The 23,344-nt window shown below is 69.4% G+C and carries 17 protein-coding genes; 10 read left to right on the top strand and 7 right to left on the bottom strand.

Translation table 11 applies throughout. The features are described 5' to 3' along the window. The first annotated feature begins 49 nt into the window (after positions 1-49). Both ilvB and ilvN read left to right on the top strand, forming a co-directional pair. Positions 50-1,915, top strand: a complete 1,866-nt coding sequence (gene ilvB, locus J7520_RS02590) for a biosynthetic-type acetolactate synthase large subunit (RefSeq protein WP_291183510.1) — start codon at positions 50-52, stop codon at positions 1,913-1,915. Between the two features lie 180 nt (positions 1,916-2,095). Further along, positions 2,096-2,617, top strand: coding sequence for an acetolactate synthase small subunit (gene ilvN / locus J7520_RS02595; protein ID WP_291183513.1), 522 nt, complete (start codon positions 2,096-2,098; stop codon positions 2,615-2,617). On the opposite strand, the gene J7520_RS02600 is transcribed toward ilvN, so the two are convergent. The 4 genes from J7520_RS02600 to J7520_RS02615 are packed head-to-tail and all read right to left on the bottom strand — an operon-like array spanning position 2,607 to position 7,201. Further along, on the bottom strand, positions 2,607-3,611 hold the full coding sequence (locus J7520_RS02600; protein WP_291183516.1) for a spore coat protein U domain-containing protein: 1,005 nt from the start codon (positions 3,609-3,611) through the stop codon (positions 2,607-2,609). The two genes, ilvN and J7520_RS02600, sit on opposite strands and share 11 nt — an antisense overlap. Continuing rightward, positions 3,608-5,986 carry a fimbria/pilus outer membrane usher protein gene (locus J7520_RS02605; protein ID WP_291183520.1) on the bottom strand — a complete coding sequence of 793 codons (2,379 nt, stop codon included), beginning with the start codon at positions 5,984-5,986 and terminating at the stop codon, positions 3,608-3,610. The genes J7520_RS02600 and J7520_RS02605 overlap by 4 nt, the downstream gene beginning before the upstream one ends. After that, positions 5,940-6,698 (bottom strand): molecular chaperone, encoded by a 759-nt coding sequence (locus J7520_RS02610; protein WP_291183521.1) that lies wholly within the window; start codon positions 6,696-6,698, stop codon positions 5,940-5,942. Before J7520_RS02610 ends, J7520_RS02605 begins: the two co-directional genes overlap by 47 nt. A gap of 8 nt (positions 6,699-6,706) precedes the next feature. Beyond that, entirely contained in the window at positions 6,707-7,201 is a 495-nt protein-coding gene (locus tag J7520_RS02615; protein WP_291183524.1) for a spore coat U domain-containing protein, read from the bottom strand. A 287-nt stretch (positions 7,202-7,488) separates the two neighbouring features. On the opposite strand from J7520_RS02615, the gene J7520_RS02620 reads away from it, so the two are divergent. From J7520_RS02620 to J7520_RS02645, 6 genes are read left to right on the top strand one after another with little or no spacing between them, the layout of a single operon-like run. Continuing rightward, positions 7,489-7,887, top strand: coding sequence for a hypothetical protein (locus tag J7520_RS02620; RefSeq protein ID WP_291183526.1), 399 nt, complete (start codon positions 7,489-7,491; stop codon positions 7,885-7,887). A 33-nt stretch (positions 7,888-7,920) separates the two neighbouring features. Then, on the top strand, positions 7,921-8,325 hold the full coding sequence (locus tag J7520_RS02625; RefSeq protein ID WP_291183529.1) for a hypothetical protein: 405 nt from the start codon (positions 7,921-7,923) through the stop codon (positions 8,323-8,325). Continuing rightward, on the top strand, positions 8,322-8,516 hold the full coding sequence (locus J7520_RS02630; protein WP_291183532.1) for a helix-turn-helix transcriptional regulator: 195 nt from the start codon (positions 8,322-8,324) through the stop codon (positions 8,514-8,516). Before J7520_RS02625 ends, J7520_RS02630 begins: the two co-directional genes overlap by 4 nt. A 23-nt stretch (positions 8,517-8,539) precedes the next feature. Continuing rightward, positions 8,540-10,081 carry an alpha/beta hydrolase gene (locus J7520_RS02635; RefSeq protein WP_291183535.1) on the top strand — a complete coding sequence of 514 codons (1,542 nt, stop codon included), beginning with the start codon at positions 8,540-8,542 and terminating at the stop codon, positions 10,079-10,081. Continuing rightward, a complete protein-coding gene (locus tag J7520_RS02640; protein ID WP_291183537.1) occupies positions 10,078-10,812 on the top strand; it encodes an ATP-binding cassette domain-containing protein in 735 nt (244 codons plus the stop codon). Before J7520_RS02635 ends, J7520_RS02640 begins: the two co-directional genes overlap by 4 nt. Further along, on the top strand, positions 10,809-11,984 hold the full coding sequence (locus J7520_RS02645) for an ABC transporter permease (protein WP_291183540.1): 1,176 nt from the start codon (positions 10,809-10,811) through the stop codon (positions 11,982-11,984). The genes J7520_RS02640 and J7520_RS02645 overlap by 4 nt, the downstream gene beginning before the upstream one ends. 13 nt (positions 11,985-11,997) lie before the next feature. Here the strand turns inward: J7520_RS02645 and yjjJ are convergent, their stop codons facing one another. The 3 genes from yjjJ to J7520_RS02660 form a co-directional block, all read right to left on the bottom strand. Continuing rightward, positions 11,998-13,377: a type II toxin-antitoxin system HipA family toxin YjjJ gene (yjjJ, locus tag J7520_RS02650; protein WP_291183543.1), complete on the bottom strand. Its 1,380-nt coding sequence runs from the start codon at positions 13,375-13,377 to the stop codon at positions 11,998-12,000. Between the two features lie 251 nt (positions 13,378-13,628). Next, positions 13,629-17,189: an indolepyruvate ferredoxin oxidoreductase family protein gene (locus J7520_RS02655; protein ID WP_291183546.1), complete on the bottom strand. Its 3,561-nt coding sequence runs from the start codon at positions 17,187-17,189 to the stop codon at positions 13,629-13,631. A 70-nt stretch (positions 17,190-17,259) separates the two neighbouring features. Further along, a complete protein-coding gene (locus J7520_RS02660) occupies positions 17,260-18,492 on the bottom strand; it encodes a sterol desaturase family protein (RefSeq protein ID WP_291183549.1) in 1,233 nt (410 codons plus the stop codon). Between the two features lie 299 nt (positions 18,493-18,791). On the opposite strand from J7520_RS02660, the gene J7520_RS02665 reads away from it, so the two are divergent. Then, entirely contained in the window at positions 18,792-20,774 is a 1,983-nt protein-coding gene (locus tag J7520_RS02665) for a sigma-54-dependent Fis family transcriptional regulator (protein WP_291183552.1), read from the top strand. A gap of 82 nt (positions 20,775-20,856) precedes the next feature. Next, complete coding sequence (locus J7520_RS02670) at positions 20,857-22,977, top strand: TonB-dependent receptor (RefSeq protein ID WP_291183555.1); 2,121 nt, start codon at positions 20,857-20,859, stop codon at positions 22,975-22,977. Positions 22,978-23,344: the final 367 nt, after the last annotated feature.

The following is a 23,344-nucleotide window of genomic DNA, read 5'->3' on the forward strand; positions in this document are numbered from 1 at the left end:
GCCGTCCCTTCTCCCGCTCGCGGAGAAGGAAACGCCTGGAGACGACGACATGAACGCTGTCCTGCAAACCGAATCCGCCGAGGACGAACACCCGCTCGCCGGCCGGGCGATGACCGGCGCCGACATCGTCGTGCAGGTGCTCGCCGACGAAGGCGTCGAGGTCGTGTTCGGCTACTCGGGCGGCGCGATCCTGCCGGTCTACGATGCGGTGTTCCGCTACAACCGCGAGCATCTGCGCGCGGACGGCGCCGAGCCGCTGCCGCTGATCGTGCCGGCCAACGAGCAGGGCGCCGGGTTCATGGCGCAAGGCTACGCACGCGCTTCCAGCAAGGTCGGCGTCGCGCTGGTCACGTCCGGTCCGGGCGCGACCAACACGGTCACGCCGGTGCGCGACGCGATGGCCGATTCGATCCCGATCGTGGTGATCTGCGGCCAGGTGCCGACCGCTGCGATCGGCTCGGACGCGTTCCAGGAAGCGCCGATCAGCAGCATCATGGGCGCCTGCGCCAAGCACGTGTTCCTCGTCACCGAAGCCGGCAAGCTCGAAGCGACCTTGCGCAGCGCGTTCGAGATCGCGCGTACGGGACGGCCGGGACCGGTGGTGGTCGATATCCCGAAGGACGTGCAGAACGCGAACCTGCTCTTCGCCGGCCGCGGCAGCCTGCCGCTGCCGGGCTATCGCGCGCGCTTGCGCGCGGTCGACGCGGCGAGCGTGTCGGACGCCGAATGCGCGCGCCTGTTCGACGCGCTGGCGCGTGCCGAACGTCCGCTGGTCTACGCCGGCGGAGGAGTGATCGCGGCAGAAGCGGCGCCGGCGCTGCGCGCGTTCGTGCACGAGTTCGGCATCCCGGTCACCACCACCTTGATGGGGCTCGGCGCCTGCGACACGACCGAACCGTTGTCGCTGCACATGCTCGGCATGCACGGCACCGCCTTCGCGAACTACGCGATCGAGGACTGCGACCTGCTGCTCGCGGTCGGCGCGCGCTTCGACGACCGCGTCGCCGGCGTACCGGCGAAGTTCGCGCCGCGCGCGAAATTCGTCGCGCACCTCGACGTCGACGCGGCCGAGGTCAACAAGGTCAAGCGCGCCGACTGGCACCACCTCGGCGATCTCGCGCGCGCGTTCGAGCGCCTGCGCGCCTACGGCGTCGCACAGGGTTTCCGGCCGCGCGACAGCGGCGCCTACGCGGCCTGGCACGCGCACGTCGCCGAGCTGAAGAAGACCTACGCGATGAACTACGACCGCGAGGCGGCGCGCATCCAGCCGTACGCGGTGATCGAGGCGATCAACCGGCACACCGACGGCCGCGCGATCATCGCCACCGGCGTTGGCCAGCACCAGATGTGGGCGGCGCAGTACTTCGATTTCCGCGCGCCGCGGCTGTGGCTGACCTCCGGCTCGATGGGCACGATGGGTTTCGGCCTGCCGGCGGCGATCGGCGCGCAGTTCGCGCGGCGCGATCTGGTGGTGGTCGACATCGACGGCGACGCCAGCATCCGCATGAACCTCGGCGAGCTGGAGACCGTCACCACCTACAAGCTGCCGATCAAGATCGTCGTGCTGAACAACTACGGCGACGGCATGGTGCGGCAGTGGCAGAAGCTGTTCTTCAAGGGACGCTTCTCCGGCAGCGACAAGAGTCTGCATCGCAAGGATTTCGTCAAGGCGGCGCAGGCCGACGGCTTCGAATGGGCGCAGCGCCTGGAGCGCCGCGAGGACATCGCGCGCGTCGTCGCCGACTTCGTCGCGTTCGACGGGCCGGCCTTCCTCGAAGTGGTGATCGATCCCGACGCCGGCGTGTATCCGATGGTCGGGCCCGGCATGGCCTACTCGGAGATGATCACCGGCGATTTCATCGCGTCGCGGTGCAAGCCGACGGAGCAGGAGGTGGGGCCGGCGGAGATGTTTTGAGAAGAAGTGAGCGGTCGGCGGTGAGCGGTGAGCGGAAAAAGCAAAAGCCTGCCACGCTCTTCCCGCTCACCGCTCACCGCTCACCGCTCACCGCTCACCGCTCACCGCTCACCGCTCACCGCTCACCGCTCACCGCTCACCGCTCACCGCTCACCGCTCACCTCCAGGCCATCGAACCCCATGCGCCGACTCATCTCCATCCTCCTGCAAAACGAAGCCGGCGCCCTCGCGCGCGTGGCCGGCATGTTCTCGGCGCGCGGCTACAACATCGACTCGCTGACCGTGGCGGCGACGCACGACGCGACGGTGTCGCGCCTGACCCTGGTCACGGTCGGCGACGACGCGGTGATCGACCAGATCGTCAAGCAGTCGCGCAAGCTCATCGACGTGATCGAGATCGAGGACCTGACCGGCGGCGGCGCGATCGAGTCGGAGCTGCTGATCGTGCGCCTGCACGTGGCGGACGCGGCGCTGCCCGGCTTCGTCGCCTGCCTGCGCCGGCATCCGCGCGCGCACGTGGTGGAGATCGTCGCCGGCGTGCGCACCGTCGAGTACGCCGGCAGCGGCGTCGAGGTCGACGAGTTCCTCGCCGAGCTGGCGCGCGTCTCGCGCCCGCTCGAATTCGCGCGCAGCGGCACGGCGGCGCTGCCGCGCGGCAGCGCGCCGCGCTTCGATGCGCTGGCGGCGGCGGTCAGTACGTGACGGTGACCAGGATCACGTCGGCGTAGGTACCGCTCGGCACCGGCGCCTGCGCGGGCACGCGGCCATAGACGTTGAACGACTGCGCCGATCCGGTACCGGTGCCGACGAGGGTGTCGGTGCCGAGCGTGCTTCCCCACGACAGGCCGCGCGCGCTGTCTCGATACAGGCCGTACGCGATCGTCGAACCACCGCTGCCGAGCATGCGCCGCGTACCGCCGAGGGCGTGCTGGCCGGCGTCGAGGCCGAGCTGCCAGGCGGTGCGCGCGGTGCAATTCATGCCGATGGTGGAGAGCTTGTCGATCGGCGCGGCCAGGCTCGACGTGCTGCCGAAGTCGAGGTCGCTGGCCGTCGTCAGCCGGCAGAACGGCTGCACGTTGGCGCTGGCGGTGAACGGGAAGCTGCCGAGGTTGGCATTGCCGCAGCTGGCCGGATAGGTGCCCAGGCTCAGCAGCGCTTCGTTGTAGTTGTAGGAAAGCTTGGTGTGCGCGGCATTGAAGACGTCGCTGTAGGCGCCGACGCCGAGCCCGGCCTGCGCGGCCGGCACCTGGCCGTAGACGGGAATCGAACCGGTGCGCGTCTCGCCGTTGGCGAGGATCGTGAACGACAGGTCCTGCTGGAACGGCAGGTAGGTGGCATTGTCGACCGAGCCCCAGATCTGCGTGCGAGCGGAGTTGCGGTAGATCTGGAAGGCCATCGTGTCGCCGGGCGTGCTGGTCATCTGGCGCGGGTTGTAGCCCGGGCTCTGCACGCCGGTGCCGATGCTGAAGCACATGCGCACGTACACGCCGTACAACCCGCCGAGCAGGCCGCCGTTGTAGGTGCAGCGATAGTTGAGTGTGGCGCTGGCGTTGACCAGCGCGCCGCCGGGCGCGACGTCGCCGAAGGCGAGATCGGTCAGTGTCGCCGAGCACGTGGTCGTCGCGCGCGCCGGCGCGGCGCCGAACACGAGAGCGAGCCCGAACAGCGCGATCATCGCCAGCCGCAGGCGCTTCATCGCGGCTCCTCCGCACGGCACGGCAGCGGGCCGAGCCGGATCGCATTCTCGTTCGCGCGAGGCAGGTCCAGCTGCACGCGGCAGACGCGGCCTTCCGGCGTGCGCACGCGCAGCCGCACCTGTTCGTCGAGATCGTCGAGATAGACCGCGCCGTCGTAGCCGACCGGCGTTTCGCCGGCCCGGCCTTCGACCTGTACGCGGCTGCCGAGCGCGAGCGGATGGCCGCCCGCGTCGTGCAGGATCAGTTCGGCCGCGCGCACCGGCTTCATCGCGAAACGCACCAGGGTACCGGCGCGATCGCGCGGAACGGCGACCGCTTCCACGCGGTCGATGCGCATCGTCGCCGGCAGGTCCATCGGATCGATCGACAGCTGGTTGCGCTGGTAGGCCTGCAGGCGCGTCACCAGCAGCATGCCGTCGTCGTCGGTGCGGCCGATCGGGCGATTCTCCAGCCGCACCGGCACCTCGGCGACGCCGTCGGTGGAGACGACGGCGAACGCGTCCTCGACGCGTCGCGCGGCGAACGTGTGGTCGCCCATGCGGATCAGCGAGCCGCTCGCCTCGGCATAGGCGTAGCCCTCGCCGCCGAACGTGCCGGCGCCGCCGGTCCATTGGCCGCTGTCGCCGAGCCAGCCGACTTCCGCCAGGCCGCCGTGCGCATCGCCGCCGCGCGCCTGCACGCGCCAGCCGAAGCCGCCGTCGGCCGGCACCGGGCGGCCGGCGTCGACGGTGGCCGAAGTGCGTCCGCGCGCGCGTTGCAGCCCGGCGTTGACGCTCTGGCTGCGGTCGAGCGCGAGCACCAGGGTCGCGAACGCCGAGCGATCGGCGGCCTCGTCGAGGTTGCGGTTGAGCCCGACGTTCAACGACACGCGGCCGCCGAACGTGCGCGACCAGTACGCGCTCGCGTAGCGCGAATCGTCGGCGCCCGGGTAACGCAGGTGCACATAGCCGACGGCGAAGCTGCCGGCGGCCGCGCTGTTGAATCCGAACACGGCGCGCTCGCTCACGCGCGCCGGCGGCGGGCCGTAGCGCGCGGCGACGTCGCGGTAGTCGCCGAACGTGCGCGTGCTCTCCAGTCCGACGGCGAAGCGGCCGTCGGTCCAGTCGTAGCCGAGATGCAGCAGCGAGCCGGAGCGGCCGTCCGCGGTGCTGTGCGCGGCCGCCGCGCCGAGGATGCCGGCGCTGCCGAGCTGCAATGCGCCGCCGCCGCCGGCGACGAACACGTCGGCGCTGCCTTCCGCGTGCGTTTCGAGCGTCAGCCGATCGCTCCAGCCGTAGCGCAGGTTCGCGCTGCCCATCGGCTGGCCGGCGTAGTCCCACGAGGCCATCCCGTAGCGCTGGCGCACGAAGCCGAGGCCGGCGGACCAGTCGGACAGTCCGGCCTGCAGCAACTGGCGCGAGCCGTAGAACGGCAGCTCGTAGCTGCGGCTGCGCCCGAGCGCATCGGTCAGCACGACGCGGGCGACGCCGGCGCCGTTGACGGTCGGGATGGTGGTCAGCTCGAACGGGCCCGGCGGCACGCTGCCGCTGTACTGGCGCATGCCGCCGACGTAGAGGTCGACGGTCGAGGGCACTGTCGCCTCGCCGAAGAACGCCGGCAGCGGCGTGATCACGCGGTCGGGCTGCAGGCCGAAATCGCGGCCGATCTGCACGCCGCCGATGTAGGTCGGACGCGTCCAGTCGAGCGCGCCGGTGGTGGTGTCGCCGACGCTCAGGCGCAGCATCGAGTCGGGAAACGCGAGCTGCCAGCTGCTGTCCAGGCGCACGGTCCGGTCGCTCCCTCCGGTGCCGTCGCCGAGGCGATGGATCTGGCTGGTGCTGAACACGCCGGCGCGACCGGCGAACGCGCGCAGTTCGGTGCTCGCGTCCAGTTGCGTCGCGTCGCCGTCGCGCGCGCCGCGCACGTCGTAGTTCAGCAGCAGGCCGGTGGCGCCGTCGGCGTGCGGCACGCGCTCGTCCGGCGCGTTCAGCCGCGTCGTTTCGTAGGCGAGCCAGTGCGTCGGCGCCTGGATCGCCACGCGCTGCTGCGTGGACTGGTAGTCGACCTGCACGCCGTCGAGATCGGCCGGCGCGAGCGGATCGACCGCGTCGTCCGGCAGCACGAAGCCGAGCTGGCGCAGCGTCGAGGTGCGCGCGTAGAGCTTGCCGCCGCGTTCGTCGAAGTGCGCGATCTGCCCGGTGTCGGCGCCGTTCACGCGTACCTCGAGGTAGAGGCTGGTGCCGCGCGTCCAGTCCTCGCCGTCGGCGATCAGCGCCGGATCGGACCAGGCTGCCGGCGTCGCCAGCGTCAGCGCCGCGCAGCAGGCCAGCCGCAGGCGTGCCGCTGCGCTACGGCGATGCAGCGAAGACGGCGATCGTCTGTTCGTCGATGGCACCGTTGATTCTCGATGACAGGCGATCGCCGGTCGCGAGCGCCGGCGCGTCGGCCGCCAGCGGCCAGCGCATCGTGCTGCCGGCCAGTACGTACCCGACCAGGCCCGCGACCAGCTCCGTGCGATGGCCTTGCGCGTCGATGCGCACCAGGTTGCCGAGCTGCGCGTGCGCATTGCCGCGATTGGCGACTTCCAGCACGCGCCGCCCGCCGTCCTCGAGCAGGCGGCCCTGCAACTGCGGCGCGGCCGGCGCGTCGCCGGACGGCGTCAGGAACACCGGCACCGAGTAGCGCAGCACGAAGCGCAGGCCGCGCTGTGCGTCGGCGTCCTGTTCCGGCGGCTGCGCCGAGTCCAAAGGCAACTCGTCGACCAGCACGCGGTAGGCGTCTTCGCGCGCGCCGTTCGCGGGCGCCGTGCGGATCACGCGCACCAGCTGGCGCGCGCCCGGCGCCAGTTCGATCATCGGCGGACTGGCGACCAGGGCCTGCGAAGGGGCGAGCTGCTCCTCGCCGCTCTGCTGGATCCAGTGCAGCACGCGTACCTGCGCGTGCAACGTCTGGCTGCCGGTGTTGCCGAGCCAGAGGCCATCGGCGTTGCGTCCCGGCGCCAGCGTGAGCGAGGTCGGCGTGACCTGCAGGCCGCTGGCGCGCGCCGCGGGTCCGGCGCAGCAAAGCCACGCCGCGACGCAGGCGAGGGCGAGCCGACGCAGGGACATCGGCGGCCTCAGTAGGTGACGGTCGCCGTGATCACGTCGTTGTAGCTGCCGGCCGGAAAGTTCGCGCTCGGCACCCGGCCGTAGACCGGGACGCTCACCGCCGAACCGGTGCCGCTGCCGGCCAGCACGTTGCCGCCCGCGCCGGTGGTGCTTCCCCAGACGTCGCCGGCGCCGCGCGCGGCGGCGCGATACAGCTGGTACGGGACCAGGTTCGCGCCGTTGGCCATCTTGCGCGAGTTGACGTCGGTGCCATTCTGGCCGTTGTCCAACGCGACCGTGTACGCGGTGCCCGGCGTGCAGTTCACGTTGAGCGTGCCCTGGTTGTCGATGTTGGTCGCCGTCGAGGCCTGGCTGCCGAAATTGACGTCGGTGGCGGCGACGGTGTGGATGTCGCAGGAACTGGTGATGACGATCTTCACGTTGAAGGTCGTCGTGTCGGTGGCGGCGGAAGCCGCACCGGTGGCGAGGGCCGCGAGAGCGGCGGCGAGGATTCTGGCGTGCATCGGGGTCTCCTTGGAGAGGGGCGACGGAATGTCGGTACGGACCGCTACGCAGAAGTCATGCCAGCTACAAAAATGACAAATTAGTCATTTCTATACTTAGAAACAGTTCTCCGATTGGTCCGCCGGCTGGCTCCGCCGCCGCGGCTGTCGAAAAATGCCCGCTTCTGACGCCCCGTCCGGACGGTTCGCTTCCTTCCGCCGTGGCGGACGACGTCCTGTAAAGGACGCTTGACAGTCTTTCCGGCCGGAGATAGCCTCTTGTCAAGGAAGCTTGACAGGGGCGAGTCATGTTCAAAGAGCTCTGGTGTGCCGGCGCGACGCGCAAGTACTGGTGGGCGTCGACCCTGCTGATGCTCGGCTACGTCCCGACCATCGTCTTCGCGATGTCGAAGATGGCGTCGATCCAGTCGCCGCCGCTGCGCGCGCTGATCGCGCTGTCGCCGATGCCGTTCGTGCTCGGCTTCGTCTATGTCGAGTACACGCGCATCCGCCGCACCGACGAGTTGCGCCAGCGCGTCGAGCTCGAAGCGGGCCTGGTCGGCCTGGTCGTCTCGATCCTGGTCCTGACCGCGCTCGGCCTGCTCGACAACGCCGGCGTGATCGAGCTGCCGCTGCTGCTCGCCGCACCGTTGATGTGCGTCTTCTACTTCTGCGCGCAGATCTGGGCGCACCGGCACTACCAATAGGCCGCCGCGCCGGACTTCTCCAGGGACCCACGCATGCACTACAGCCGCAAACGCTACCAGGCCGCCGTGCTGATCCTGATGGCGATCTACGCCGTCGCGATCGTCGTGCTGTGGCCGCACGTGCGCGAAGCGCAGGGCCTGACGGCCAAGGCGGCACTCGCCATTGCGCCGGCGCTGCCGGTGATCGGCGTGGTCTGGCTGATGACCTGGCGGGTCATCCACAGCGACGAACTCGAGCAGCGCGTGCACCTGATCGCGCTCAGCGTCGCCAGCGGCGTGGTCGCCTCGCTGAGCCTGATCGTCGGCTTTCTCGGCGCCAGCGGTGTGGCCGCGCCGCGCGACGACGCGCTGATCTGGGTGTTCCCGAGCTTGTGCGCGGTCTACGGCCTCACGCGATGGGGCGTGTCGCGGCACTACGGCAAGGGCAGCGGCGAATGAACAACCACGTGCGCGAGCTGCGCGAAGCCAGCGGCTGGTCGCAAGGCGAGCTCGGCGAGCGGCTCGGCGTGTCGCGGCAGACGATCAACGCGATCGAGACCGGCAAGTACGACCCGAGCCTGCCGCTGGCGTTCCGCATCGCGAAACTGTTCAAGCAATCGATCGAGTCGATCTTCGACCCGGGGGAATGATGGCAATCGACAAACGCAAAGCATTGAAATTCGCCGTCGCTGCGGCTTTCGTCGCCGTGGTCGGCGTGCACGAATGGACCAAGTCGCGCGCGCCGAAAGGCGCCGCGGAATCGCGCCAGGGCGCGGCGATCGTGCAGAAGTCCGGCGAGCGCGGCTTCACGCTCGGTTCGCTCGCGTTCGCGCCCTGCGAACTCGCGCAGCGCAACTCCGCGGCGACCACCGCTGCGTTCTGCGCGCCGTTCCAGGTGCCGGAGAACTGGGACCGGCCCGACGGCCGCAAGATCGACCTGCATCTGGCGATCGTGCGCGGCGAAGCGTCGGCGGCGGCGCGCGATCTCGTCGTGCTGCTCGCCGGCGGGCCGGGCCAGGCCGCGACCGAAGCCTATCCGCGCGTCGCCGGCGCGTTCGCGCCGCTGCTGCGCCAGCGCAACCTGGTGCTGATGGACCAGCGCGGCACCGGCGCCTCGCACGCGCTGGACTGCAAGCAGGAGCTGGATGACGACGACGCCGCGTCGGCGCAGGCGGTCGACATCGCGAAGATCCGCGCCAATACGCAGGCCTGCCTCGCCGAAGTCTCCAAGAACGCCGATCCGGCGCAGTACACGACCAGCGCCGCCGTACGCGACCTCGAGGCGCTGCGCCAGGCGCTCGGCGCGCCGCAGTTCGACCTCGTCGGCGTGTCCTACGGCACGCGCGTCGCGCAGCAGTACCTGATGCGCCACCCCGACGGCGTGCGCAGCATCGTGCTCGACAGCCCGGTGCCGAACGAGCAGGTCCTCGGCTCCGAGTTCGCGCGCAATCTCGACGACTCGCTGAAGGCGCAGTTCGCCGCCTGCGCGAAAGAGCCGGTCTGCGCGAAGGCGTTCGGCGATCCGTACGCGAGCCTGTACCGCCTGCGTGACCAGCTCGCCGCGAAGCCCGAAGAGGTGAGCCTGCGCGATCCGCGCACCTACGCGGTCGAGAAGAAGCCGCTCGGCGCGCTGCGCCTCGCCGGCCTCGTGCGCATGTTCGCCTATTCGCCGGAAACCGCGGCGCTGCTGCCGCTGGTCGTCGACCGCGCGCTGCACGGCGACTACGCGCCGCTGGTCGGGCAGTCCGAATTCATCGCCGGCGAGATGTCCGACCTCGCCGAGAGCGGCATGCAGCTCTCGGTGGTCTGCGCCGAGGACGCCGACCAGCTCGCCGATCGACCGCAGGACGCCGCGCTGATGCTCGGCGACCTGTTCTCGCGCGTCTTGCGCGAACAGTGCGCGATCTGGCCGCGCGGCACGCGTCCGCCCGACTTCCACGCGCCGGTGCGCAGCGACAAGCCGGTGCTGATCCTGTCCGGCGAGTTCGATCCGGTCACGCCGCCGCGCTACGGCGAGGCGATCCTGAAGGGCCTGTCGAACGCGCGTCAGCTGGTCGCGGCCGGTCAGGGCCACAGCGTGATGGGGCGCGGCTGCCTGCCCAAGCTGGTCGCGCGCTTCGTCGACACGCTCGACGCGAAGAACCTCGACGCCGGCTGCATCGCCGACTTCGGCGCCACGCCGGCCTTCATCGATTTCAACGGAGCTTCGCCATGATCGAAGTCAGAGACCTGCACAAGAGTTTCGGCGCGGTGAAGGCCGTCGACGGCGTCTCGTTCGCCGCGCGCGACGGCGAGATCACCGGCCTGCTCGGCCCGAACGGCGCCGGCAAGACGACCACGCTGCGCATGCTCTACACGCTGATGCGGCCGGACACCGGCGCGGTGCGCGTCGACGGCATCGACGCCGCCGCCGATCCGCTCGGCGTACGGCGCCGGCTCGGCGTGCTGCCGGACGCGCGCGGACTCTACAAGCGCCTCAGCGCGCGCGAGAACATCGACTACTTCGGACGCCTGCAAGGCCTCGACGCCGCCACGCGCCGGCGCCGCGCCGACGAACTGATCGAGGCGCTGGAGATGGCCGACATCGCCGAGCGCCGCACCGAGGGCTTCTCGCAGGGGCAGCGCGTGAAGACCGCGATCGCGCGCGCGCTGATCCACGACCCGAAGAACGTGATCCTCGACGAACCGACCAACGGCCTCGACGTGATGGCGACGCGCGCGATGCGCACGTTCATGCGCCGGCTGAAGGACGAGGGCCGCTGCGTGCTGTTCTCCAGTCACATCATGCAGGAGGTCGCCGCGCTGTGCGATCGCATCGTGGTGATCGCGCGCGGCCGCGTCGTCGCCGACGAATCGCCCGCGCAACTGCTCGCGCAGACCGGGCAGGCCACGCTCGAAGACGCCTTCGTCTCGATCATCGGTTCCGAAGAAGGACTCGCCGCATGAAATCCCTGTTCACCGTCTTCTGGAAGGAAATCCGCGAGAACCTGCGCGATCGCCGCACGGTGATGAACACGCTGCTGACCGGGCCGCTGTTCGCGCCGCTGGTGTTCGTGCTGATCATCAATACCGCGGTCACGCGCGAACTGGACAAGGCCGAGCTGCCGCTCGACGTGCCGGTGGTCGGCGCCGAGTACGCGCCGAACCTGATCGCCGCGCTGAAGCAGCAGAACCTGCGCATCAAGGACGCACCGGCCGATCCGGAGCGCGCGGTGCGCGAGCAGGACGCCGATCTCGTGCTGCGCATTCCGAAGGACTACGCCGAGGCGTGGCGCAAGGGCGAGTCGGCGCAGGTCGAGCTGATCTTCGACGCCTCGCAGCGCGACGCGCAGGGTTCGGTCTCGCGCCTGCAGCGCGTGCTCGACGCCTACGGCCAGCGCACCGGCGCGCTGCGCATGATCGCGCGCGGCCTGGCGCCGGACCTGACCCGTCCGCTGGTGGTCGCCGCGCGCGACCAGTCGACCGCGCAGAACCGCAGCAGCACGCTGTTCGGCATGCTGCCGTACTTCTTCATCCTCGGCGGCTTCATCGGCGGCATGGCGCTGGCGATCGACACCACGGCCGGCGAGCGCGAGCGGCAGTCGCTGGAACCGCTGCTGGTCAATCCGGTTTCGCGCGGCAGGATCCTCGCCGGCAAGCTCGCCGCGACCAGCCTGTTCGCCTTCGTCACCGTGCTGCTCAGCATCGTCGCGTTCTCGATCGCCGGGCAGTTCCTGCCGACCGAGAAGCTCGGCATGGCGCTCGACATCGGCGTGCGTTTCGCCGCGTTGACGCTGTTCGTGATGTTGCCGCTGGTGCTGCTGCTGGCGACGTTGCAGACGCTGGCCGCGGCGTTCGCGAAGAGCTTCCGCGAGGCGCAGACCTATCTCTCGCTGCTGATGTTCGTGCCGGTGATCCCGACGCTGATGCTGTCGGTGTTCCCGATCAAGACGCAGACCTGGATGTACGCGGTGCCGCTGATGAGCCAGCAGGTCGCGATCACGCGCTTCCTGCGCGGCGACACGGTCACGGCGCAGCAGCTCGGCCTGTGCTTCGTCTGCACCGCGGTCGCCGCGCTGATCGTCTATCTGATCACCGCGCGCATCTACGACAGCGAACGGCTGGCGATCTCGGCCTAGGTTCCGCGCCGCGTCAGTCGCCGATGTAGGTGCGCGTGCGCGCCAGCACGGTACCGGCTTCCGCCGCGATGGCGCGGAAGGCGGCGGAGACGCGCGCGTCCTCGCCGACGCGCCGCCAGAACGTCGCCGCCATGCGCGCCGCTTCGCGCCAGTCGGCCTGCTGTTCGGGCGAGGGCAGGGCGATCTCGTAGCGGTGCGCGACGACTTCGCCGCTGACCAGCGGGCGGAAGCGCATCGGCAGCATGTCGTAGACCGGGGCCAGCGGCAGAGGGCGCCGGTCGACGAGATGCAGCGAGGCGTTGCCCAGATGCATGTCGCTGTTGGCGATCAGCGCGCCGTACCAGCCGACGAGGCGCAGGCGCCGTGCGTCGTCGGCGTCGAGCCAGCCGTCGCGCTGCAACTCGTGCGCGAACGTGCGCCAGTCGATGCGGCCGTGGCCGTAGTACGCCGCATCGAGCGCGGTGAGCGAGACGAGACCGCGGCGGCCGAGGACTCGCGTGCGATCGAACCGCGTCGATTGCAGGAACACGCGACCGGCGGCTTCGACGAGCGCGCTTTCCGCCGCGGGAAGCGCGTGCTCGCGCAATACCGCGCCGGCGTGGTGTTCGGCGATCAGCAGATCGGCCCAGCGCCGGCCGGCCGGCGTTTCCAGGCGATCGCTGAACTTGACGATGACCGGACGAAAGCCGTCTTCCGCACGCAGCGTGATCGCGAACTTCGGCTGCTCGCCCCCCGCAGACGAGCCGACCGCCTCGCCGCGCAACGCGGCCTCGGCGAGCTGCGGATAACGTGCGTCGCGTTCTTCCACCGCGACCGCTCCCTGCGGATCGAGAATGGCGTGCAGCGCGCGCTGCAAGGACGCCTCGCCGAGGACGAGGTCGCCGGGCAGGTCGCCGCCGTGACGCAGCATCGCCAGCACGGCGTCGTCGCCGCGCCAGAGCAGGATGTCGTCCGGTGCGCCGATGTCCGCCGCGACGCGGCGCGCGAACGCACGGCCGAGAAAACCCTGCGGTCGCTGGTCGTCGAGGAACCACGGCAGGCCGGGATACAGGCCGGCGGCGAAATCGCCGTGCGTCAGCGCCGGACGTTCGCCGTCCGGCGCGAAGAAGAATTCGTCGCCGTGCAGCGCATGCAGCTCGCCGATCCGTTCGGATCGCGCCTCCGCGTCGATGCGGTACAACGGCCAGTGGCTGCCCATTCGCGCGACGTCGTGCGCGAGCGCGTAGCGCGCCGCACGTGCGCGGCCGATGCGTACGATGCGCTCGCCGGCCTGCGTCAGCAGACGCGAAACCGTCGGCTGGCTGATGCCGAGCTCAGCCGCGATCGTTGCCGCCGGCAGGACACCTTCGCGACGCAGCAGGGTTTCGAGACGATCCCATCGAGCCTCGTCCATGAAGCGATTTGAATAGATCCATGAATGGATAGTCAAGGCGATTCGCGTGAGAATCCGCCGAGCAGGAAAATAACTTATTGATTTTCTTGTTGGTATCGAGAGGCTTGAGTCAGGTCCTGGCCAAGCCCCTGCGATCATTGAATAGATATCCGCAGAAGAAGCGGGCCTCGGACCGCTCCTGCGGCGAGGCCGAATCCGCCTTCTGGCGACCCATCCCCGAATGTTCCGAGGGTCCGAATGGCGCTACGGCCTCACGCCGCCGCGCGTTGCGCCACCGGATTGCGCCATGCGGCGAGCAGGTCGTCCTGCCGCTTCATCGCGTTCTCGAAGTGGCGTTCCTTGACGTGGCCGTAGCCGCGGATCAGTTCCGGCACCGAGGCGACGTCGACCGCCAAGGCGTGGTTGTCGCCGCTCAATCCGGCCAGCAGCTCGTCGATCGTCCTGGTGTAGTCGGCGATGAGGCGGCGTTCCATCTTGCGCTCGGCGGTGTAGCCGAACACGTCGAGCGCGCCGCCGCGCAAGAACCGCAGCTTCGCCAGCAGCTTGAACGCCTTGAACACCCACGGGCCGTACTCGGCCTTCTTCAGGTTGCCGTCGGTGTCGCGCTTGGCGAACAGCGGCGGCGCCAGGTTGAAGTGCAGCTTGTAGTCGCCGTCGAAGGTGTCCTTGAGGCGCTGCTCGAAGTCGCCGCTGGTGTACAGGCGCGCGACCTCGTATTCGTCCTTGTAGGCCATCAGCTTGAACGCGTAGCGCGCGACGGCTTCGCTCAAGCCCGTCGAACCGGGCGTCTTGGCCGCTTCCGCCGCGCGCACCTTGTCGACCAGCGCGCGGTACTTCTGCGCGTAGGCCGCGTTCTGGTAGTCGGTGAGGAAGGCGACGCGGCGCGCGATGCGCTCGTCGAGCGAGGCGCTCAAGGTTTCGTCGTCGAGCGCGGCGGCGTTGCCGTTCGACGCCGTGCGGCGCACCGGCAGCGCGAGCGGGATCGCGCCGGACGGCGTGTGCGGATTGGGCAGGCCGGCGGCCTTGCGCACCGCGACCGGGTCGTGCGCGGCCATGCGGCCCCAGTTGAACGCGGTCTTGTTCATCTCGATCGCCGCGCCATTGAGTTCGATCGCGCGCATCAACGCGTCCTCGGACAACGGCACCCAGCCCTTCTGCCAGGCGTAGCCGAGCATGAACAGGTTCGCCGCGATGGTGTCGCCGAGGAGGGCGGTCGCCAGCTCGGTGGCGTCGACGAGTTCCGGCGAGGCGCCGTCGAGGGCGGTCTTCACCGCGTCGACGATCTGTTGCGCCGGGAACTGCATGTCCGGCTTCATCGTGAAGGTGCCCGGCATCGCCTCGTAGGTGTTCAGCACGACGCGCGAGCGGCCGGCGCGGATCTTCGACAGCGCCCAGTAGTCGTTGACGACGACCATGTCGCAGCCGAGCACGAGGTCGGCCTCGCCGGCGGCGATGCGCACGGCGTGGATGTCTTCCGGCACCTTCGCGATGCGCAGATGGCAGGTGACCGCGCCGCCCTTCTGCGCGAGGCCGGTCTGGTCGAGCACGGTGCCGCCCTTGCCTTCCAGATGCGCGGCCATGCCGATCAGCGCGCCGATCGTGACCACGCCGGTGCCGCCGATGCCGGTGACGAGGATGTTCCACGGCTGCGCCAGGTCACTGGCGAACACGGGGGCGGGCAATGCGGCGAAGTCGACATCGGCCTTGCCTTTCTTCTTCTTCAGGCCGCCGCCGACCACCGAGACGAAGCTCGGACAGAAACCCTTGGCGCAGGAGAAGTCCTTGTTGCAGTTGCTCTGGTCGATCTCGCGCTTGCGGCCGTACTCGGTCTCCTTCGGCAGCACCGAGACGCAGAACGATTTCTCGCCGCAGTCGCCGCAGCCCTCGCAGACCAGCGAGTTGATGAACAGGCGCTTCTTCGGATCTTCCATCTTGCCGCGCTTGCGGCGGCGGCGCTTCTCGGTGGCGCAGGTCTGGTCGTAGATCAGCACGCTGACGCCCTCGATCTCGCGCATGCGCTTCTGCACCGCGTCGAGCTCGTCGCGGTGGACGAACTCGACGCCGGCCGGGAAGATCTCCGGCCTGGACCACTTGGCGACGTCGTCGCTGACGACGATGATCGTCTGCACGCCTTCGCTGCGCACCTGGTGCGCGATGTCCGGCACGGTCAGGGTGCCGTCGACCGGCTGGCCGCCGGTCATCGCGACCGCGTCGTTGTAGAGGATCTTGTAGGTGATGTTGACCTTGGCGGCGATCGACTGGCGGATCGCCAGCGAACCGGAGTGGAAGTAGGTGCCGTCGCCGAGGTTCTGGAACACGTGCCTGGTTTCGGTGAATGGCGCCTGCCCGCACCAGGTCACGCCTTCGCCGCCCATCTGCGTGAAGGTGTCGGTCCTGCGGTCCATCCAGGTGACCATGTAGTGGCAGCCGATGCCGCCGAGCGCGCGGCTGCCGTCCGGTACCTTGGTCGAGGTGTTGTGCGGGCAGCCCGAACAGTAGTGCGCGGCGCGCGGGAAGTTCGCGCGCGGCAGGGTCAGTTCCTTTTCCTTCGCCTCGATCCAGGCGACGCGCGCCTTGATCGCCTCGCTGGTGAAGAAGCGCGACAGACGGCGCGCGATCACCAGCGCGATCATCGCCGGCGTCAGCTCGTTGGTGCTCGGCAGGATCCAGTTCCCTTCCTCGTCGTACTTGCCGACGATGTGCGGGCGGGTGTCCCAGTTGAACATGTATTCCTTCATCTGCGACTCGATGAAGGAGCGCTTCTCCTCGACCACGATGACGTCTTCGAGGCCGCGCGCGAACTCGCGGATGCCGACCGGCTCCAGCGGCCAGGTCATGCCGACCTTGTACACGCGGATGCCGATCTCTCTCGCGTCGGCCTCGCTGATGCCGAGGTATTCGAGCGCCTGCAGCACGTCGAGGTAGCTCTTGCCGGTCGTGACGATGCCCAGGCGCGCCTTCGGCGAGTCGAGCACGATCTTGTCGATGCGGTTCGCGCGCGCGAACGCGCACGCCGCCTGCACGGCGTACTGGTGCAGGCGCATTTCCTGGTTCAGCGGCGGATCCGGCCAGCGGATGTTGAGGCCGCCGGCCGGCAGCGCGAAGTCCTCCGGCAGCACGATGTCGAGCTGGTGCGGATTGACGTTGACGCTGGCCGACGATTCGACCGTCTCGGCGATCGTCTTGAAGCCGACCCAGCGGCCGGTGAAGCGCGACATGGCCCAGCCGAGCAGGCCCATGTCGAGGATGTCCTGCACGCCGGCGGGATTGAGCACCGGCATCATCGCGCTGACGAATTCGAGTTCCGAGCCGTGCGGCAGGGTCGAGGAACGGCAGGCGTGATCGTCGGCGGCGAGCGCGAGCACGCCGCCGAACTTGGAGGTGCCGGCCGCGTTGCCGTGCTTGAACACGTCGCCGCAGCGGTCCACGCCCGGACCCTTGCCGTACCACATCGCGAATACGCCGTCGTATTTCGCGCCGGGGAACAGATTGGCCTGCTGCGTGCCCCAGACCATCGTCGCGCCGAGGTCCTCGTTGAGGCCCGGCGTGAACTCGATGCTCGACGCCTTCAGGTGCTTCTTCGCCTTCCACAGCTCCAGGTCGAACCCGCCGAGCGGCGAGCCGCGGTAGCCGGAGATGAAGCCGGCCGTGTTCACGCCGGCCGCGCGGTCGCGCATCTGCTGCATCAGCGGCAGCCGTACCAGCGCCTGCACGCCGGACAGGTAGATGCGGCCTTCAGTGCGCGTGTACTTGTGTTCTAGCGTGTACTCGCGGTCGATCGACGGCGCGAGGGCGGCGGCGGGAACGGACATGGTGGCTACCGGTGAGGGGGCTGCGGGCAAGAGCGGAATTGTAGCAGGCGGTCGGCTCCCCCTCCCGGAGTCAGGGCGCGGCGGCGGAGTCCCCGGCCGGCTTGGCGCGGAACGGGAACGTCTGCTGCACGATCCAGCCGTCCGGCATGTAGTCGCCGACCACGCCGTACTTTTCCGGCAGCGGCTTGTGCTCGGGCACCTTCACGGCGGTGCCGAACAGGTAGTCGAGGAAGGAATAGTGCGCGGCGTAGTTGCGGTCGATCGCCTCGTCGTCGGAGGAGTGGTGCCAGTGATGGAAGTCCGGCGTCACGATCAGATACTTCAACGGCCCCCACGGCAGGTGCACGTTGGCGTGGTTCAGCACGGCCTGGAAGCCGACGATGATGATGTAGGCGTTGATGACGGCCTCGCTGAAGCCGAGCACGAACAGCGGCGCCAGCACGCACACGCGCGTGAACACGATCTCCAGCACGTGCTGGCGCGAGCCGGCCAGCCAGTCCATCGTCTTGGCGCTGTGGTGCACGGCGTGGAAGCGCCACAGGAACGGGATCTCGTGGTAGGCGCGGTGCGTCCAGTACTGCGCGAGGTCGGCGACCAGGATGCACAGCAGCAGCTGCGGCACGAACCAGATGCGCTGCACCGCGAGCTGGAAGTCGTGGCTGACGGCCCAGGCGAAGCCGTGGTGGATGACGAAGTTCACCGTCAGCAGGATCACGCCGACGAGGAAATGGTTGACCGCGAAATGCTTCAGGTCGGTCTGCCATTCGCGACGGAACACGGCCTGTCCCTTGTACAACGGAAACAGCTTCTCGATCGCGATGAAGATCAGCGTCGAGCCGAGCAGGTCGAGGATGAACCAGTCCAGGCCGATGTAGGGCGTATGGTCCGGGAAGTTGCCGACCGGCACGCGCGAACCGCCGAGCGCGACGGCGAGGATCACCAGCACGAACGCCACCAGGTTGAGGTTGCGGCGCACGCCGAGCACCAGATTGGCCAAGGACAGCCCGCCGGCGACCAGTAGCGCGACGAACATCGCCTGGCGCAGCAGGTCGACCGAATACTGGCGGCGCAGCTCGGGCGTAGTCAGGTATTCCGGAAAATGGAACGCGAGCACGCCGAGGAGGCAGAGGAAACCGAGCGCGAGCGCGACGATCGTCGCGATCAGCCCCTGGCCGAACTTCAGCTCGCCGCTGCCGTGCAGCAGACGCTCGGTGTCGCCGGCGGTCGCGCGCACGAGCTCGACGTTCGCCTTCAGCGCATCCCCGAGCGTGTACGGCGTGCGGCTGACCGAGGGGTTGGACATGCGGGCTTCCCGTGACTGGTTCGGGTGCTGATTCTAGGCGAGTCCGGGTGCCGTGCAGGATCGCAGGTCGCGCCGGCCGATTCCGCTCGCGGGCGAGACGCAGTGGAGCGAAAGCGGCGGCGGACGTGCCGGCTCCGCGGACGCGGCTCGCCGCTCATGCTGCGCTGCGGTTTGCGAAATCCGCCTGATCGGGCCACGCTCCCGATCCCTGGCGGGAAAGCCCGCGGCGCGAGCCGCCGCATCCTGCGGATCGCTGCGACGAAGGCTCGTGATCCGCGCTTCGCGGAGGATGGTTGCACATGAGCGAGTCTGGCCTGGTCGTACGCCACGCGTCCCGCGTCATCGAGGCGGTGCGCGGCGAGCTGCGCAACTCGCTGGCGCCGCACGTGGCCAAGTCCTGGGACCGCTGCCTGACCGAATACGGCATGCAGCCCGGCGACGCGCGCGCCACCGCGGTGCTCGAGGCGACCCAGCTGCGCGAGCGGCAGCAGCGCATGGGCGAGCTGCTCGGCGTCGCGCGCGCCGAGATGGAAAGCCTGTACGAGCAGATCTCCGGTTCCGGCTACGCGGTGATCCTGGCCGACGCCGACGCGACGATCCTGCACACGATTACCGACCCGACCCTGAAACGCGAATTCCGCCACGCCGGCCTCTGGCTCGGCGCGCTGTGGGACGAGCGCCACGAAGGCACCAACGGCCTCGGCACCGCGATCGCCGAGCATGCGCCGGTGACGGTGCATCGCGACGAGCACTTCATGGGCTACAACGTCAACCTGTCCTGCTCGGGCGCGCCGATCCTCGACGCGCACGGCGGCCTGCTCGGCGTGCTCGACGCTTCATCGGCGAACTGCAGCGACACGCGCCTGATCCAGCGCCACACGATGGCGCTGGTGACGATGTCGGCGAACCTGATCTCGCGCTTCCACTTCCTGCACGAGTTCCCCGACGCCTACATCCTGCGCTTCCACAGCCGCCCGGAGTTCGTCGGCCTGCTGCACGAGGCGCTGATCGCGGTGGCCCGCGACGGCACGATCCTCGCCGTCAACGAGAGCGCGATGGCCCAGCTCGGCCATCCCGATCGCAGCCGGCTGGTCGGCCGGTCGATCGAATCGCTGTTCCAGTTCGCCTTCTCCAGCCTTCAGCAGCGCGCGGCGACCGATCCGCGTACGATCTGGCCGATCCGCGAGGTCGAGCACGGCCGCCGCTTCTTCGCGCTAGTGCGCTCGCGCGAGCAGTCCATCGCGCGCGCGCCGGCCGGCGGCGCGGCGCGCGCGCAGCCGGTGTCGTCCGCCGTGGAAGGCGGACGCCGCCACGTCATCGGCGATCCGTCGATGTTGCACAGCCTCAATTGCGCGCAGCAGCTGTTCGGCAAGCGCGTGCCGATCCTGCTGCAAGGCGCCACCGGCACCGGCAAGGAGGCGTTCGCGCGAGCGCTGCACACGTCCTGCGCCTGGGCCGGCAAGCCGTTCGTCGCGGTCAATTGCGGCGCGATTCCCGAGTCGCTGATCGAAAGCGAGCTGTTCGGCTACACCCGCGGCGCGTTCACCGACGCCGACCGTCACGGCCGCCCCGGCAAGATCCTGCAATCGAGCGGCGGAACCTTGTTCCTCGACGAGATCGGCGACATGCCGCTGACCTTGCAGACGCGCCTCCTGCGCGTGATCGAGGAATTCGAGATCGTGCCGCTCGGCGGCGACCAGGCGATCACCGTCGACCTGCACGTGATCAGCGCCAGCCATCGCGACATCCGCCAGATGGTGCAGGACGGCGACTTCCGCGAGGATCTCTACTACCGCCTCGCCGGCACCACGCTGCAACTGCCGCTGCTGCGCGACCGCGAGGATCGCGCCGAGCTGATCGAGAACCTGCTGCGCGAGGAAAGCGACGAGGCGACGCCGGTGCGCATCCAGCCCGACGCGCTGCACGCGCTGCTCTCCTACCACTGGCCCGGCAACATCCGGCAGCTGCGCAACGTGCTGCGCACCGCCGCCGCGCTGTGCCAGGACGGCACCATCCGCATCTCGAACTTGCCGCAGGAACTGCTCGACGCGGCCGCGAAGGGCGCGCCGCCGGCCGCCGCGCGCGAACTGCCGATCGCGTTGACGCCGAGCGCCGCCGAGAGCTGCTGCCGCACGCCGCTCGACATCGCCGAGCATTCGGCCTTACTGCGCGAGCTGGAGCGCAACCGCTGGAACATCACGCACACCGCCGACGCGCTCGGCGTCAGCCGCAACACGCTGTACCGCAAGATCCGCAAGCACCGCATTCCGCTGGCCGAGTGACGCGCGCCGTTCACGATTTTCGCTAGAGGGCCGCGCGGCGCCGCTTGCTAGCATGCACGGTCCGACGTCGATGGGGCAGTGCATGCGCAGCAGGTTCTGGTTGACGATGCTCGGCGGCGGCTTCGCGCTGCGCGCCTTCGCCGCCGATGCGCTGCCGACGCCGCCGAAGGACGACCTGCCGACCGTCGTCGTCACCGCCACGCGCAGCGCGCAGGACGCCTACGAGGTGCCGGCCTCGATCGACGCGGTCGACGTCGAGGCCGATTCCGACACGCTCGGCGTGAATCCGTCCGAATACCTCGGCACGGTTCCCGGCGTGCTCGCGCGCGATCGGCAGAACTACGCGCAAGACGAGCAGATCTCGATCCGCGGCTTCGGCGCGCGCTCGACCTTCGGCGTGCGCGGCGTGCGCCTGTACGTCGACGGCATCCCGGCGACGATGCCGGACGGGCAGGGCCAGGTCTCGCACTTCAATCTCGATTCGGCGGCGCGCATCGAGGTGCTGCGCGGGCCGTTCTCGGCGTTGTACGGCAATTCCTCCGGCGGCGTGATCCAGCTGTTCACCGCCGACGGCAGCGCTCCGCCGCAGTTCGACTTCGGCCTCGCCGGTGCCAGCTACGGCACCTGGCGCGCCAGCGCGAACGCGCGCGGCGCCAGCGGCGGGTTCGACTACAACCTCGACCTCACGCACTTCCAGACCGACGGCTACCGCGATCACAGCCGCGCCGAGCGCGAATCGGGCAACGCCAAGCTCGGCTGGAAGATCGGCACCGGCGGCAAGCTGACGGTGCTGCTCAATTCGGTCGCCCTGCCCGGCGCGCAGGACCCGCTCGGCCTGACGCGCGCGCAGTTCGAGAACGATCCGCGCGGTGTCGCCGCGGTCGCCGAACAGTTCGACACGCGCAAGAGCGTGCACCAGACGCAGGGCGGCGCGATCTACGAGCAGGACCTCGGCGGTGGGCACGCAGTGCGCCTGCTCGGCTACGCCGGACGGCGCGAGGTCGAGCAGTACCTGTCGGTGCCGAAGTCCGCGCAGGGCAATCCGCTGCATTCCGGCGGCGTGGTCGACCTCGGCAGCGGCTACGGCGGCACCGACGCGCGCTGGACCTGGCGCGACGAACTCGCCGGGCGCCCGCTCGAACTCGCCGCCGGCCTCGCCTGGGATCGCCAGCGCCAGCATCGCCGCGGCTACGAGAACTTCGTCGGCGATGCGCTCGGCGTGCGCGGCGCCCTGCGCCGTAACGAGATCGACACCGTGCGCGACTTCGACCAGTACGCACAGGCGAGCTGGCGCTTCGCCGAGGCGTGGACGCTGAACCTCGGCCTGCGCCACAGCCAGGTGAAATTCGACTCGGCCGATCGCTACGTCACCGCGACCAATCCGGACGACAGCGGCAAGGCCGACTACGGCGCGACCACGCCGGTCGCGGGTCTGCTCTGGCGCGCGAGCGAGGCGGTGCACGTCTACGCCGCCTATGGCAAGGGCTTCGAAACGCCGACCTTCAACGAACTCGGCTACCGCGCCGACGGCCGCGCCGGACTCGCCTTCGACCTGACGCCTTCGCGCACGCGCAACGGTGAGCTCGGCCTCAAGCTGCGCCCGGGCGCAGGCCTGGAAGCGAACCTCGCCGTGTTCCGCGCCGACACCCGCGACGAGCTCGCGGTCGCCAGCGCCGCCGGCGGCCGCACCACGTACCAGAACATCGGCAAGGCACGCCGCGACGGCGTCGAATTCTCGCTGGACTGGCGCTTCGCCGAACGCTGGCGCCTGCAGTTCGCCTGGACGCGCCTCGACGCGACGTTCCGCTCGCCGTTCGCCACCTGCGTCGGCACGCCGTGTACGCCGACGCCGGTCGCCGCCGGCACGCACATTCCCGGCATTCCGAAACAGAACGCGCATCTCGCGCTCGGCTGGGGCGTCGAACGCGGCTGGCGCGCCGCGTTCGACGCCGATGCCGTCGCCGCAGTGCCGGTCAACGATCTCGGCAGCGACCGCGCGCCGGGCTACGCCGTCGCCGGCGTCGATCTCGGCTACGGTTTCGATCTGTCGTCCGGTCAATGGCGCACGTTCCTGCGCGTGGACAACCTGTTCGATCGCCGCTATGCCGGCTCGGTCATCGTCAACGACGCCAACGGGCGCTACTTCGAGCCGGCGCCGGGGCGCACGGCGATGCTCGGTGTGCGCTGGACGTGGTCGCGCTGAGATGGCGACCATGATCTGAAACTTTACAATCGAGCGGCGAAACTTTCGGATCGATGCCCTTTGCCGCATCGATCGATCCTTCGCTGTAGGAAGATGCGCCGATCGCTACTGCCGCGAGCGATCTCATGAGTAGAACTTGTGGGCCATCGATGCACAGGACTTCGCTCCTGGCTAGCGAAATCGCAGCCTGCTTCTACTGTTTCTCCGAATTCTCGCCGCTCGACATCGAGGAATGGGTCGATGGCGAGCCCATCGGACAAACAGCCCTTTGTCCGCACTGCGGTGTCGACGCTGTCATTGGATTTGACGACTCAGTGGACCGAATCTGGCTGGCCGAAGCTCACCATCGAGGTTTTGGCTGAGGCTG

The organism is Dokdonella sp., assembly GCF_017744955.1.
Classification (GTDB): Bacteria; Pseudomonadota; Gammaproteobacteria; order Xanthomonadales; family Rhodanobacteraceae; genus Dokdonella_A.